At 63.9% G+C, this 13,363-nt stretch carries 13 protein-coding genes; 11 read left to right on the forward strand and 2 right to left on the reverse strand.

The annotated features are described in order from the left end of the window. Window positions 1-325: 325 nt before the first annotated feature. The 11 genes from dgoD (at window position 326) to AC1DX6_RS20165 (ending at window position 11,224) form a co-directional block, all read left to right on the forward strand. Window positions 326-1,498 carry a galactonate dehydratase gene (gene dgoD / locus AC1DX6_RS20115; protein ID WP_477316505.1) on the forward strand — a complete coding sequence of 391 codons (1,173 nt, stop codon included), beginning with the start codon at window positions 326-328 and terminating at the stop codon, window positions 1,496-1,498. Window positions 1,499-1,503: 5 nt separating this feature from the next. Further along, a complete protein-coding gene (locus AC1DX6_RS20120; RefSeq protein WP_477316507.1) occupies window positions 1,504-2,280 on the forward strand; it encodes an SDR family oxidoreductase in 777 nt (258 codons plus the stop codon). Window positions 2,281-2,305: 25 nt separating this feature from the next. After that, the gene (locus AC1DX6_RS20125) at window positions 2,306-3,289 is read left to right on the forward strand and encodes a substrate-binding domain-containing protein (protein ID WP_477316509.1); all 984 of its coding nucleotides are present in this window, start codon (window positions 2,306-2,308) and stop codon (window positions 3,287-3,289) included. Between the two features lie 75 nt (window positions 3,290-3,364). After that, window positions 3,365-4,888, forward strand: a complete 1,524-nt coding sequence (locus AC1DX6_RS20130; RefSeq protein WP_477316511.1) for a sugar ABC transporter ATP-binding protein — start codon at window positions 3,365-3,367, stop codon at window positions 4,886-4,888. Next, window positions 4,885-5,886, forward strand: coding sequence for an ABC transporter permease (locus AC1DX6_RS20135; protein ID WP_477316513.1), 1,002 nt, complete (start codon window positions 4,885-4,887; stop codon window positions 5,884-5,886). The genes AC1DX6_RS20130 and AC1DX6_RS20135 overlap by 4 nt, the downstream gene beginning before the upstream one ends. A gap of 2 nt (window positions 5,887-5,888) precedes the next feature. Beyond that, complete coding sequence (locus AC1DX6_RS20140) at window positions 5,889-6,689, forward strand: FadR/GntR family transcriptional regulator (protein ID WP_477316515.1); 801 nt, start codon at window positions 5,889-5,891, stop codon at window positions 6,687-6,689. Window positions 6,690-6,694: 5 nt separating this feature from the next. Beyond that, window positions 6,695-7,570, forward strand: a complete 876-nt coding sequence (locus AC1DX6_RS20145; protein ID WP_477316517.1) for an aldose 1-epimerase — start codon at window positions 6,695-6,697, stop codon at window positions 7,568-7,570. A gap of 294 nt (window positions 7,571-7,864) precedes the next feature. Further along, on the forward strand, window positions 7,865-8,146 hold the full coding sequence (locus AC1DX6_RS20150; protein ID WP_477316519.1) for a hypothetical protein: 282 nt from the start codon (window positions 7,865-7,867) through the stop codon (window positions 8,144-8,146). A 131-nt stretch (window positions 8,147-8,277) separates the two neighbouring features. Beyond that, window positions 8,278-9,159, forward strand: a complete 882-nt coding sequence (locus tag AC1DX6_RS20155) for an EamA family transporter (protein WP_477316521.1) — start codon at window positions 8,278-8,280, stop codon at window positions 9,157-9,159. Window positions 9,160-9,401: 242 nt separating this feature from the next. Continuing rightward, entirely contained in the window at window positions 9,402-10,331 is a 930-nt protein-coding gene (locus AC1DX6_RS20160) for a sugar-transfer associated ATP-grasp domain-containing protein (protein ID WP_477316523.1), read from the forward strand. A 392-nt stretch (window positions 10,332-10,723) separates the two neighbouring features. Continuing rightward, window positions 10,724-11,224, forward strand: coding sequence for a hypothetical protein (locus tag AC1DX6_RS20165; protein ID WP_477316525.1), 501 nt, complete (start codon window positions 10,724-10,726; stop codon window positions 11,222-11,224). 93 nt (window positions 11,225-11,317) lie between these two features. Here AC1DX6_RS20165 and AC1DX6_RS20170 read toward each other — a convergent pair whose 3' ends face one another. Together AC1DX6_RS20170 and AC1DX6_RS20175 are read right to left on the reverse strand one after the other, a co-directional pair. Next, complete coding sequence (locus AC1DX6_RS20170) at window positions 11,318-11,965, reverse strand: LuxR C-terminal-related transcriptional regulator (protein ID WP_477316527.1); 648 nt, start codon at window positions 11,963-11,965, stop codon at window positions 11,318-11,320. Then, window positions 11,962-13,320 (reverse strand): sensor histidine kinase, encoded by a 1,359-nt coding sequence (locus AC1DX6_RS20175; protein ID WP_477317136.1) that lies wholly within the window; start codon window positions 13,318-13,320, stop codon window positions 11,962-11,964. The genes AC1DX6_RS20170 and AC1DX6_RS20175 overlap by 4 nt, the downstream gene beginning before the upstream one ends. Window positions 13,321-13,363 lie beyond the last annotated feature (43 nt).

Genomic DNA, 13,363 nt, shown 5'->3' on the forward strand with positions numbered 1-13,363 from the left:
GCCGGCGGTACCTCTGAATTTCACTTAAGCCGAGCCATTCCCCCTCTCCGTCGCGACTACGCCGCGCCACCTCTCCCCCATTTCATGGGGGCGAGGAACCCAAGTCTTGCGAGGTCGCCGTACACCGGCCCGGACCTTTCGTCCCCTCTAGGTCCCCGCTGCAGCGCAGCGTCCTCCAGCCCTTCACCCCTTCGCTGCCTTTCATCGTGCCACCGGCATCCGCACATCCACGCCGGAAATCCAACCACACCCTTGACTTGTCCATATTAACAGGAATAAATCATACATAATGTCGTGAAAAAAGACGGCATGTCTGGGAGGACCGATGAAAATTACGGCCATCAAGGCGCTGGTCTGCAATGCGGAGATGCGCAACTGGGTTTTCGTTCGGGTCGAAACCGACGAGCCTGGTCTGTTTGGCTGGGGTGAGGCGACGCTGGAATGGAAGACGCGTGCCGTCGTCGGCGCGCTGCAGGATCTCGAGGCGCTGCTCATCGGCCAGGATCCGCGCAATGTCGAACAGTGCTACCAGATCCTGACACGCCACGGCTTCTGGCGTCTCGGCGTCGAGGGCATGTCGGCCGTCAGCGGCATCGAGATCGCGCTCTGGGATATCTTGGGCAAGTCATTGGGCGTCCCGGTCTGGCGGCTTCTGGGCGGCCAGGTCCGCGACTATCTGCGCACCTACACGCATCTCGGCCTCGGCGACATGAAGGCGGTCTATGAAAGCGGGTCGGCGGACACCATCGTCGAACGCGGGCGCATCGTCACGCAGGCCGGCTACGACGCGGTCAAGGTCGTCTGCATTCCCTACACCCACTATGTCTCGCCGGCGAAGGCGGTGGACTCCGTCGCCAACATGGTTGGCGCACTGCGCGAGGCCGTCGGTCCCGATATCGACATCATGGTCGATTTTCACGGCCGCCCGGCCTCGGTCAACGCGGCGATGGACTATTTGAGGGCCATTGAACCGGCCCGCATCATGTTCGCCGAAGAGCCGGTGCCGCCCGAAGATGTCGCCGGCCTGGCCCATATCACCGCGCGCTCGGCGATACCGATCGCGTCGGGCGAGCGGCTGATCGGCCGGCGCGAATTCACCCATTCGATCGCGGCGCGCGCCTTCAACATCGCCCAGCCCGATATCTGCCACACCGGCGGCCTGCTCGAGACCAAGAAGATCGCCGCCCTGGCCGAAACCGCAGGCATCGGCCTTGCGCCGCACAACCCGCTCGGCCCGATCGCCGGCGTCGCCGCTCTTCACTTCGGCATATCGACGCCCAACGTCATCATCCAGGAGGAAATGTCCGGCGCGGTCGCCTGGTACGACGATGTCGTCACCTGGCCGATCCAGCGCAAACCCGGCCGCTGGGACGTGCCCGACCTGCCGGGCCTCGGCGTCACCGTCAACGAGGACGTCATCGCGCGCCATCCCTTCAAGCAGGAAGTGCTGCATGCCCGCAACGCCGTCATGCCCGACGGCACCGTGGTCGACTGGTGAGCGCCATGACAGGCAGGCTTCAGGGAAAGATCGCAATCGTCACCGGCGCCGGGCAGGGCATCGGCGCCGCCACCGCGCGGGCCTTTGCCATGCAAGGGGCAAAGACCGTCATCGCCGAGCTGAATGCGGCAAGCGGCAAGGCGATCGCCGACGAACTGCGCGCTGAGGGCGCTGCCGCGCTTTTTATCGAGACCGATGTCACCGACGCATCGGCGGTCGCCGACATGGTGGCGAAGACGATCGCGGCCTATGGCGGCGTCGATGTTCTCGTCAACAATGCCGGCGCCAACGTCTTTTACGAACCCTTGTCGATGCCGGATGAGGAATGGGACCGCTGTCTCAAGCTCGACCTGCAGGCCGCGTGGTTCTGCGCCAGGGCTGTTCTGCCGACCATGCTGGCGAAGGGGTCGGGGTCGATCGTCAACATAGCGAGCTGTCACGCTTTCAAGATCATTCCCCACACATTCCCTTATCCGGTCGCCAAGCATGCGCTTGTCGGCCTGACCCGCTCGCTCGCCATCGAATATGCGGCGCGCGGCATTCGCGTCAACGCGATCGCCCCCGGCTATGTCGAGACGCCGATCGCCGAAGCCTACTGGAACACATTTCCAGACCCCGCCGAGGAGAAGCGGCGGGCCTACGACCTTCATCCGCCCAAGCGTATTGGCCGGCCGGACGAAGTTGCCATGACGGCGGTTTTCCTCGCTTCCGACGAAGCGCCGTTCATCAATGCCGAGACGATCACCGTCGATGGTGGACGCTCGGTTCTCTACCACGACTGACAACCACCAAGCAGGGAGGATCCACATGAAAACCACAACCAAGGCATTGGCGACATTGGCGATACTGGCGGCCGGACTGATGGCCGGCGCGGCAAGCGCCGACGACATCAAGATCGGCTACATCAACAAGATGGGCGACCATCCATGGTTCGTCGCCGAAGTCGGCGGCGCCAAGAAAGCGGCCGAGGCGGCCGGCGCTAGCTTCGTGTCGCAGGACGTCCAGTTCGACGCCAATCTGACCATCACCACCTTCGACACGATGGTTGGCGACGGCGTCAAGGGCATCGCCATAGTCGTTCCCGACAAGGCCCTGGGACCGGTCATCGCCGAGAAGGCCAAGGCGGCGAAAATCCCCTTGGTGGCGGTCGACGACGACATCTACTACCAGGACGGCACCCAGGTCCCCTATGTCGGCATGAATGCCTACAACATCGGCGCGCGGGTCGGCGAAGAACTGGCCAAGCTCTACAAGGCCGATGGCTGGGCCGGCAAGGAAGTGCGCATCGCCTCGATCGAGGACCGCAAGGCCGACACCTGCATGCAGCGCAACAAGGGCGCCGAGGAAGCTTTCCTGAAGGCGGTGCCCGATTTCAAGCCGGAAAACATCGTTCGCGTCCCCTACGACAACACGATGGTCAATTCCATCGACGTCATGACCACCACTTTGACCGCCAACCCCAGCGTCACCAACTGGATCTTCTATTCCTGCAATGACGATGGTGTGCTGGGTGGGGCGCGGGCATTGGAAAACGCCGGCTACAGCCCGGACCAGGGCATGGGCATCGGCATTGACGGCAGCCGCGCCTGCGACGCCTTCGGATCCGGCAAACCTTCGGCATTCCGTGGTACGATGTGGCTGAATTCTGCCAATCACGGCGCGCTGGCGGTGAAGATCCTGCTGGCCTCGATCAAGGATGGAACGCAGTTGCCGGTTCAGTCCTTCACCGACCCGGAATACATCACCGCCGACAATTTTGCCTCGGACTACAAGGCCAAGCTCTGCAAGTGAACCGGACATGCGTCATGCGCCCCCAAGGCGCATGACGCTCCCCCGGTTGCATTTATTGATCCCAGGGAGTGAGCTTTGACGCAATCGGATTTCTTCTCGCTCGACCGGGTATCGAAGCGCTTCGGCGTCGTGCAGGCGCTCGACGACGTCTCGATCGCTTTCAGGCCAGGCGAAGTGCTCGCGCTGGTCGGCGAGAACGGTGCCGGCAAGTCGACGATGATGCGCATTCTCGAAGGCGTATTCGGACCGGACAGCGGCACTGTGCTGCACGGATCAACGCCGATCGTCTTCGGCGAACCGCGCGACAGCCACCGGGCCGGCATACGCGTCATCCATCAGGAGCCGGAAATCGTGCCGAACCTGACGGTGGCCGAGAATATTTTCGTCGGTGAATTGCCGCGGGTGGCGGGCGTCCTGCTCGACTGGCGCAAGCTCGAGGAGCGGACCGACCGCGTGCTTGCGACCTTTGGCATGCAGCAGGACATGCGGCCGCGGCAACTGTGCAGCACGCTCGGTCCGGCGCAACGCCAGATGATCGAGATCATGCGCGCTATCCGTGCCGGCGGCCGGCTGATCGCCTTCGACGAGCCGACCTCGTCACTGACCGATGACGAAGCGCGCCGTCTGTTTTCCGTCATCCGCCGATTGCGCGAGGAGGGCACGTCGATCGTCTACATCTCGCACCGGCTGAACGAGATCATCGAACTGGCCGACCGCATCGTCGTTTTGCGCGACGGCAGGCTGGTCGATAATTCCCCGGCGGCGGGTGCCAGCGAACAGGGCATAGCCAAGCTCATGGTCGGCCGCGACATTGCCGACCTGTTCACGCGCGAGACGTGGCGGTCGGGCGAACCCTTGCTGGAGGTGACGGGCCTGACCACCGAGCGCGTCAGCGATGTCAGCCTCAGGGTTCGCCGCGGCGAAGTGCTCGGCATTGCCGGCCTCATGGGCGCCGGCCGCTCCGAACTGGCAAAGGCGATTGTCGGCTATGACCGGCGCCTCGCTGGGACCATAGCCATGAATGGCGTGCCCGTTCTCCCCAACAGTCCGCACGCCGCGATCGTCGCCGGCATCGGTTTTGCCCCGGAAGACCGCAAGCACGAGGCTTTGCTTTTGTTTCGCAGCATTCTCGACAACGCAGCACTTTGCGTGCCCGACAAGACGTCGAGCTTCGGCTTCTTCAACCGGCGCAAGGCGCTTGAGATCGTCTCGCCGCTGGCAGCGAAAATGTCGATCAAGGCTCCCAACCTCGACGAGCAGGTTTCGAAACTATCGGGCGGCAACCAGCAAAAAGTCGTTCTGGCGCGCTGGCTTGCCCGGCAGCCGATGCTGCTTATCCTCGACGAACCGACGCGCGGCATCGACATCGGCGCCAAGGCGGAAATCTATCGGCTGATCGATGAGCTCGCGGCAAGCGGCATCGGCATCATCCTGATTTCCTCGGAAATGCCGGAATTGATCGGCCTCGCCGACCGGGTTCTGGTCATGGCGGGAGGCCGCATCACCGCCGAATTGTCCCGCCCCGACATAGACGAGGCGACGATCCTCAAACACGCCATGCCGCAAACCACATCTGCGCCCGGAGACCACATCCAATGAACAGCCTCGAGCTTCGCGCCGCGAAAGCGCAGACCGACGCCAGGGGCGCTTCCGCGCGCCTTGTGGAGCGCCTCGGCGTTCACAACATCAGCCTGCTGGTCGCGCTCGCCATTCTCGTCGTCATCTTCGGTTCGCTGCGCGGCGATGTGTTCTTCTCCAGCCGAAACCTGCTCAACATCGGTCTCGGCATCACCATTCTCGGCGTGCTGGCGATGAGCCAGACCGTGGTCATTGTCGCCGGCGGTCTCGACATCGCCGTCGGCGCCACTGTCGGCCTGACCACCGTCTCGACGGCAATGGCCATTGAGGCGACCGGGTCGCCGGCGGCCGGCATCGTTGCCGGCCTGGTGCTTGGCGGTCTTGCCGGCCTCGTCAACGGCATCATCATCACCTACGGGCGCGTCAACGCGGTCATTGCCACGCTCGGCACCATGGCGATCTTTCGTGGCATCGCCTTCATCATGTCAGACGGCCAGTCGATCGCCATCTTCAGCGACACGTTCCGCTTCATCGGCATCGGACGCATCCTCGGCCTGCCGCTGCTGATCTGGATTCTCGTGCTGACCGCGATCGTGTTCCACCTGTTCCTGGCGCGCTCGATCGTCGGCCGCAACATCTATGCGCTCGGCGGCAACCCCGTCGTCGCCCGCTTCTCCGGCATCAACATCAACCGCTACCGAGTCGGCATCTACATCATGAGCGGCGTTGCCGCCGGATTGGCCGGGATTCTGCTAGCTGCCCGCACCGGTTCGGGCCAGCCAGTATCCGGATCGCAGGGCCTGGAGCTTGAGGCCATTACCGCGGCCGTGCTGGGCGGCTGCGCCTTGCAGGGTGGCAAGGGCACGATTGTCGGTGCGCTGCTCGGCGTCGCCATCATTGGCGTGCTCAACAACGGAATGATACTGACGTCGGTGCCAACCTTCTATCAATTGCTTGCAAAAGGCTCGCTGCTGATCCTTGCTGTGGTGATTGCCGAGTACCACTTGAACAGGACATGACGATGGACGCGGCGACCGCTTCGACTGGTCAAGGCAAACCGGACCCGTCTGCCGGGGAGGGCGCGACGTCGTCGCTCAAGGATCGCATCGCGCGCGATCTCGGACAGCGCATCCTCGCCGGCACCTATGCACAGCACGCGGTTCTGCCGACAGAGGCTGAACTCTGCGTCATCTATGGGGCCAGTCGCACCGCACTGCGCGATGCGCTGCTGACACTTTCGGCCAAGGGACTGATCGAGGCGCGCAAGCGCGCCGGCACCCGCGTGCGCGTGTCGAGCGAATGGAACCGGCTGGATGCGCAGGTTCTCGAATGGATGCGCGATATCGAGCCCGATCTCGATTTCGTCCGCGGCCTGATCGAGGCGCGGCTGGTCATCGAGCCGGCTGCCGCCCAGCTTGCGGCGAAGATGGCGACATCGGGCGATCTCGCGGTCATCGAAGCCGCTTACGAGGCCATGCGCATTGCGCCGGAGGATGACCTCGCCGCCTGTCTCGATGCCGACGTCCGCTTTCACACCGCCATCCTGCGTGCCAGCCGCAACCCGGTTTTCGCCAATCTCGGCAACATGCTTGCGGCCGCACTCAGCTTCTCCTTTCGATTGACCACGTCGGCCACCGCCAACTATCAGCAGACGCTGAGCGCCCATGGCGACGTGCTGGAGGCCATCCGCATGCGCCGGGTCGACGAGGCCCACGACCAGATGAAAGCGCTGATCGGCATCGCCTCGAATGACCTTCTCGCTGTCGCCCGCAAGGGCCGCCATCAACAGCCGGCTCCCGCTGGCAAGGCCGACACCGTCTGAGCTTGATGATCGAGACGCTTGAAATTCGAAGCGGCGATCTATCCGCCGAAATCGTCCCGTCGCTTGGCGCCGGTCTGGCGCGGTTCGACCATGGCCGCGTGCCGCTGTTCAGGCCGTGGCCTGATGGCGAAAGTTCGAACCCGTTCGATCTCGCCTGCAACCTGCTGCTGCCATGGTCAAATCGCGTCTCGGGCGGCGGCTTCACTTTCGAGAACAAATTCCATGAATTGCTCCCCAACCTTGCCGGCGAGCCGTTTCCCATCCACGGCAATGGATTTTCAAGCGCGTGGGACGTCGACAGCCTGGCGCCGGACCAAGCGAGACTGTCGCTTGTCAGCGACGGGCCTGGCCCGTACCGTTATCGCGCCGAGGTAAGCTACGCGCTGACCGGACAGGCGCTCGAACTAAAACTTCAGATCGTCAACAGAGCGCCGGTCATGCTGCCGTTTGGGCTTGGCCTCCATCCGTGGTTGCCAAGAACGGCACGGACAACGCTTCACGCCCCGGCGTTGCAGGTTTGCCTTGAACGGCCCGACCATCTCCCCGACAGGTTCGTGGATGTCGAAACCCGCCCCGATTGGGATTTCAGCACGCCGGCCGCCATGCCCGGCGGATGGATCAACAACGCCTTTGCCGGCTGGGATGGCGTTGCTGCCATATCCTGGCCGGAGCAAAAGTGCGGCCTCAGGATCGAAGCCTCCCCGCCCTTGAATTTCTACCTCGTTTATTCACCATCACAGGCCAGCGACTTCTTCTGTTTCGAGCCGGTGAGCCATACCGTGGATGCCCACAATCGCGGTTCGATCGACAGCTGTAACGGATTGGTGGCGCTTGATCCGGGGGAGGGTCTGGCAGCGCGCTGCAGCTTTGCTGTCACCTAGCAGGCCACTGCGCCGACCCGCGCTTTTACCCAAGTCTCCGCGCAAACGCATAAGATTCGAGCGTGACCGTTAACCATCAGTTAACTATGTGATCGCCTTTAATCCTATCTTGGAGGATACTGATTGGCGAAGCGGTGAGTTGCTTCAGGAGCATAGGACAAGGGAGCAATCGCCCCGCTGGCGCACCCGCCACTTTCGCTCGTGCGCGACAGCCGAAATTGAAAAAAGGAAGCGGCGGAATACCGTCGTCTCACCGGGGAGGCGCCAGCATCATGTTCGATGAGGAGCGCCAGAATGAAGATCGAAGAAGCAGTTGCAGCGGCGACAGCCGAAGCGAGCACGCTGCTGTCTTGCCTCGGCCAGCCTGTCGTGGCCTACCACGTCATGGAAATAATGAGAGAGGCTGACGTAGACCACGCCCGCGAGATGCAAATCGCGTTGATGCGGCGAAGCATCGAGGCTCTGGTCGATGATGGCCTGGAGGACGTCGCCGCCGAGCATTTTGCGTCTCTGTTCAACGGCCGTGTCGGCTTGACCTGGAGACTCCTGCACTCGTCCGACGGCGCGCCGCACTGATATCGACCAAACCGGCCTCGCACGCTTGCCCCATCCAACCACCCGCCCGTGCCTCACGACAGCCACGCCGGACAAGACCATAGCTCCACCGATGCCGTCTCAATCAGGACGGCCGGGGAGACAAGACCAAAGTGACGTCGACGCCCATTGCCAGACCCGAAGCGGGCGCTTTGCCCATCGGCGCACTGCTTGGCGCCATGGTGTCGATCCAGATCGGCGCCACCTTCGCCAAGGGCCTGTTCCCGCTGGTTGGCGCCAATGGCACCACGGCGCTCCGGCTGGTCGTCGGCGCATTGATGCTGGCGACCGTGCTGCGGCCCTGGCGTGTCAGGCCGTCGCGCGCCGTGCTGCCCTGGCTCATCGCCTATGGCGTCAACCTCGCGGTGCTGAACCTTCTGTTCTACGCCGCGCTGCGCACCATCCCGCTCGGCATCGCCGTGGCGCTCGAATTCACCGGTCCGCTGCTGGTGGCAACACTGTCGTCGCGGCGCGGCAGCGACTTTGCCTGGGTGGCGCTTGCTGTCGCCGGCATCGTGCTGTTGTCACCCTTCATCCATTCGCGCCAGGCGCTCGACCCGACCGGCGTGATGCTGGCGCTCGCCGCCGGCGGCAGCTGGGCGCTCTACATCGTCTTTGCGCAAAAGGCAGGCGCCGAACTCGGCGGCCAGACCACGGCCTACGGCATCGCCATCGCCGCAGCACTGGCGCTGCCGTTCGGCGTGGTCGAGGCGGGGCCGGCGCTGGTCGCGCCGTCGATCCTGGTCGGCGCGCTCGTCGTCGGGCTGTTCTCCAGCGCGCTGCCGTTCTGGCTGGAGATGGTGGCGCTGACCCGCATGCCTGCCAGGCTCTACGGCACGCTGACTTGCCTGGAGCCGGCGTTGGGTGCGCTGGCCGGGTTCGTGTTCCTGCACGAGGTGCTGACCGGGCTGCAATGCCTGGGCATTGCCGCCGTTGTCGTCGCGGCCTTCGGAGCGGCGATAACGACGAGGCCACCGGTGCCGTCACCCGAATAGGCGCTGGCCGGCGCGCTGCGCGCGAGAGGCTGCATTTCTTGGCCTATGGCGCGTGAATTGCCTGCGAAAATCGCTATACCTGCCGGATCGGCTCCCAAAGGGCTAAAGGGGGGACAATGTCGATTGCGCGTCGATGGGGGGCTTACAAAGCCTATCTTCAGAAGGAATTTTCCGAAACTGCTCCGACGTCTGGCTGGCGGCTTCGCGGCCTGTTGAGAGGTCATCCATCCAGGTCATTGGTGATGCTGGAAGACAGGGCCTATCGCGAGCACGACTACATCAACTTCACCTTGCAGCGGCGACGCCGGGAAACCTACAATGCCCGTCTAGCCCAGGTGCTTTTCAGCAAGCTGGATCAGAAGGTCTGGCTCGACCGCGTCATGCCGTCGGTCGCGCCGCCGGTCACTCACTATCTCGCGGGACCAAAGCTCATAAGCCTCGACGGCGATGGCGAGGTGTTGGAGCTGGATGCGCTGCTTGCGCTGCTGGCGCGCAAGGGCGAATTGTTCCTGAAACCGTCCGGCCAGGGCCAGGGATTTGGTGCCATGAGGCTGGTCCAGGCGCCGGACGGCATTCTCGCCAATGGCAAAAGCGTCGAGCCACGGCAATGGTTGGCCGGATTTTTCGGGCAGAACCGCACTGGCTATCTGGTCTCGGACATCATCGCGCAGGGACCGTGGAGCGAAGCTTTCTTTCCCAGCACACTGAACACGCTTCGCGTGCTGACCGGCACGCATTTTTCGGACCATCGCCCGGTCGTTCTCGCGGCAACGATGAAAATGGGCCGGCCGGCAACCTATCCCACCGACAACTGGAAATCGGGCTGGGGCGGGATCGCTGCCCTGGTCGACGTCGACAATGGCGTTCTGGCCGCCGGCCTGTTTTACAATGCGCAGGCCGGGCGGCGCGATTATGTGGAAACGCATCCCGAAAGCGGCATTCAGATTCGCGGCGCCACCATACCCAATTGGGGTTTCGTGAAATCGGCGATGCTGCGGCTTGCCGGCCTGTTGCCGTTTCCCGGCCTCGTCGGTTGGGACGTCGCCCTGACGGCCGCCGGCATTGTCATCGTCGAGGCCAACACCAGCCCCGGCCTGGACATCCATCAATGCCATGGCAGCCTGAAGCAGACGGCCGAGCAACGGACCTTCTGGGCGGAGATGCGAATGTGAGGCCAGGGCGGCTGCCGCGATCCGGTGAATGCTCCTCCTGTCAACAACGCCGGTTCAGGCTCGTTCTCAGGCCTTCCACACGGACCGGCACAGGAGGATCAAGATGCGCAACTGCCTTTTTGCCCGACTCGGCTGGCCGGTCCAGCGGCGCCGGCTCTCGCCGTCGCACCCTACTATTTCGCCTTTGACGGCGATGGCCTCGCAAAGGTAGTCTCCGCCTGCACCCACGCCAAGAGCGAAGGTGGCGTGGCAAAGGTGGTTCAATGGCGATGGTGGCCACTCCGGTGAAGGCCATGATGGCATCGACGATGATGAGGACCACGATGTCGGTGACGACAATGGTGACGATACCCCACCGGCGGTTACGTCCTGGTCTGGCGGGAAGATAAGGAATGAACGCGCCGTCATTGCCTCGACTTTGCCGGTTCGTCCTGCGGGCCTCGACGGTGCTGGCGCTCGCGGTCGCACCCTACCACGTGACGTTTGACGATGCCGGCGTTGCCAAGATCGTGCCCGCTGTCGCCCACGCCAACAATGGCAATGGTGGCGGTAACGGCGGTGGCAATGGTGGCGGTAACGGCGGTGGTAATGGTGGCGGCAACGGCGGCGGTAACGGCGGTGGCGGTAACGGCAACAGCGGCGGCAACGGCAACAGCGGTGGCAACGGCAAGGGCAAGGGTAACAGCAGTAGCGACAGCGGCGGCACCAGCCACGTGAATGCGGTGACAGGCGACACCGTCAGCGTCATTGGCAATGCCATCAAGGTCGTCCATCCCAACGGCTTCCGGGAAGAGGTCGCCAACGGGCGTTTTGAAATGAAGGATGCGCTCGGTCGCAGGATCGTCGAGCGCGCTGCGACCGCCGCGGACCTGGCCCGCCTGAAAGGATTGTGAGGCCACGCAGAGCGCGGCAATTCAACAAGGCGCTCGCGTCTCGTCTCAGCCGCGCGGCTGCCTTGTCATGGTCCCCGGCTCGAAACCCGGCCCTCAGCCGGCGCGGTCCCGCGCCTCATGCATCAGAAGTGCCGCTTCGGTCCGGTTGCGGACATTGAGCTTGGCCAACACCCGCGTCATGTGGTGCTTGATCGTCTTTTCCTGCAGCGCCAGCCGCGTCGCGACTTCCTTGTTGCTCAAGCCTTCCGCCACCAGGCGCAGGATCTCCGCCTCGCGGCCGGTGAGCTGGCGGATCGGATCAGGTTTGCTGCTGGCCGGCTGCAGCAGGCCGGACAGCAGCCGGGCCGACAGTGTCGGCGAAACGTAGCTCTCGCCTGCGGCGACATTATGCAGGATTTCGGCCAGCATTTTCGAGCCGACGCCTTTCAGCACATAGCCGCGCACGCCGGCATTGAGCGCCTGGGCAATGTCGGCATTGGCCTCCGACACCGTCAGCATGACGATCTTCTGGCCGGAGTACCGCGCCAGGATGTTTGCTGCGGCGACAAGGCCGCCGCCCGGCATGCTGATGTCGAGCAGCAGGATATCGGGTGCCACGGCCTGGACCAGCCTTTCGGCATCCTCGGCGCTGGCGCCTTCGCCAACCAGTTCGAAGCCGCCGATTTCGCCAAGGCTGCGCGCGACGCCCTCGCGAAACATCGGATGATCGTCGACGATGGCTATGCGGATGACACCGGTCACGGTTGCTCCTCGACAGACAGTGTGATTACCAATCGCGTGCCTTGCGGCCCTGACAGTGTTTCGAAATGCCCGCCAATGCTTTCGATCCGCTCCCTCAGGCCGGCGAGCCCAAGACCTTCGGTCCTTGCCGGATCGAAGCCCGGCCCGCCATCCAGCACTTCAACGAAAAGCTTGCCGGCTTTGATCCCGGCTTTCACCGCCTGGTTCCTGCCTTTTCCATGGCGGAAGGCGTTGTTCAACCCCTCCTGGACAAAACGATAGATGCTGATCTTCTCCGACGGGCCGAGTTCAGGCAAGCGGGAAGGAAGCGTCAGCGAAACTGAGGTCCCGGTCCGCCGTTCGTGCTCGGCGACGGCCAGCCGCAATATGTCCGGCACGGCCGCGGACTCGATCTGCGGCAGCACCAGGCCGTTGCAGATGCCGCGTATCTCGCTCATCGCCTCGCCAAGCGTGTTGTGGATGCCGGCAACCTCAGCCTGGCGCTGTTCGGCCGAGGCGGCGGGGTCGAGCAGCAGCGGGCTGCCCATGCGCAGCGCCGCCAGCGCTACGAGCTGGGCCGGCCCGTCATGGAGATCGGCGCCGATCCGCCTCAGATAACGCTCGTTGATGGCCGTGGCACGGCGCGAGGCGTGCTGCACGCGCTGGCGCAGCGTCGAGTTCTGCGACAGCAGTGCCTGCAGTTCTGCGACCTTCGCCTCGAGCGCCGTGCGCTGCGTCTCGATGGTGCGGCTGCCGCGAAAGACGATGCCGGACAACAGCGCAAGCGCCGCCGCCGTGGCGCCGGCCACCACCAGCCAGCTTTGCCACAGAGCAACATTCAGCGTCGTTTCGAAGTCGTCGGCGACCTCGTAGATCTCCGAGACGGCGACGACTTCGCCCGACCAGGGTTCGCGCATCGGATTGTAGATTTCGAGCAGCGGCCCAGCCGCCGTTCTTTGCTCGTCCCGGCTTTCGGCATCGTCGTCGAGATTGTTGTACTGAGCCACGACATTGCCGCCAAAGGCGGCGACCAGGTTGGCATTCGGCTCGTACACCTTGCCGATCAGTGTCGTATCCTTGGCGTAAAGTATGGTGCCGTCGCGCCGCCACAGCTTGAACGATGCCAGCCGCTTGCCGAGCGCGCCCTGGTCGAGCGTCTCGTCCAGCGCCCGCTTGACGCTGTCGCTGAGCTCGCGGCTCTTGCGCATGTCCGGCAGCAGCGGTGCGATCACGCTGTCGACATAGAGCGCCGTGGTGGCGGCGGAGTTGCGGGTGACGCCTTGCCGGATCTGCGAAGTCACCCACAGGCCGACCACCAGCATCACCGCCAGCAGGCCGACGCCGCCGGCAATGAGGAACTGCAACGCAAGCGACAGCTTGCCCCAACGCCGTAAGAAATCCTCAAGCAATCGTGCGACC

It is taken from the genome of Mesorhizobium sp. P2_C4 (genome assembly GCF_056404575.1).

Excerpts from the sequence above, each read along its gene's own strand:
- AC1DX6_RS20165 (WP_477316525.1), top strand. The coding sequence starts at position 10,724 with ATGAACGCGCCGTCATTGCCTCGACTTTGCCGGTTCGTCCTGCGGGCC.
- dgoD (WP_477316505.1), top strand. The coding sequence starts at position 326 with ATGAAAATTACGGCCATCAAGGCGCTGGTCTGCAATGCGGAGATGCGC.
- AC1DX6_RS20120 (WP_477316507.1), top strand. The coding sequence starts at position 1,504 with ATGACAGGCAGGCTTCAGGGAAAGATCGCAATCGTCACCGGCGCCGGG.
- AC1DX6_RS20140 (WP_477316515.1), top strand. The coding sequence starts at position 5,889 with ATGGACGCGGCGACCGCTTCGACTGGTCAAGGCAAACCGGACCCGTCT.
- AC1DX6_RS20125 (WP_477316509.1), top strand. The coding sequence starts at position 2,306 with ATGAAAACCACAACCAAGGCATTGGCGACATTGGCGATACTGGCGGCC.
- AC1DX6_RS20135 (WP_477316513.1), top strand. The coding sequence starts at position 4,885 with ATGAACAGCCTCGAGCTTCGCGCCGCGAAAGCGCAGACCGACGCCAGG.
- AC1DX6_RS20150 (WP_477316519.1), top strand. The coding sequence starts at position 7,865 with ATGAAGATCGAAGAAGCAGTTGCAGCGGCGACAGCCGAAGCGAGCACG.
- AC1DX6_RS20160 (WP_477316523.1), top strand. The coding sequence starts at position 9,402 with ATGCTGGAAGACAGGGCCTATCGCGAGCACGACTACATCAACTTCACC.
- AC1DX6_RS20145 (WP_477316517.1), top strand. The coding sequence starts at position 6,695 with ATGATCGAGACGCTTGAAATTCGAAGCGGCGATCTATCCGCCGAAATC.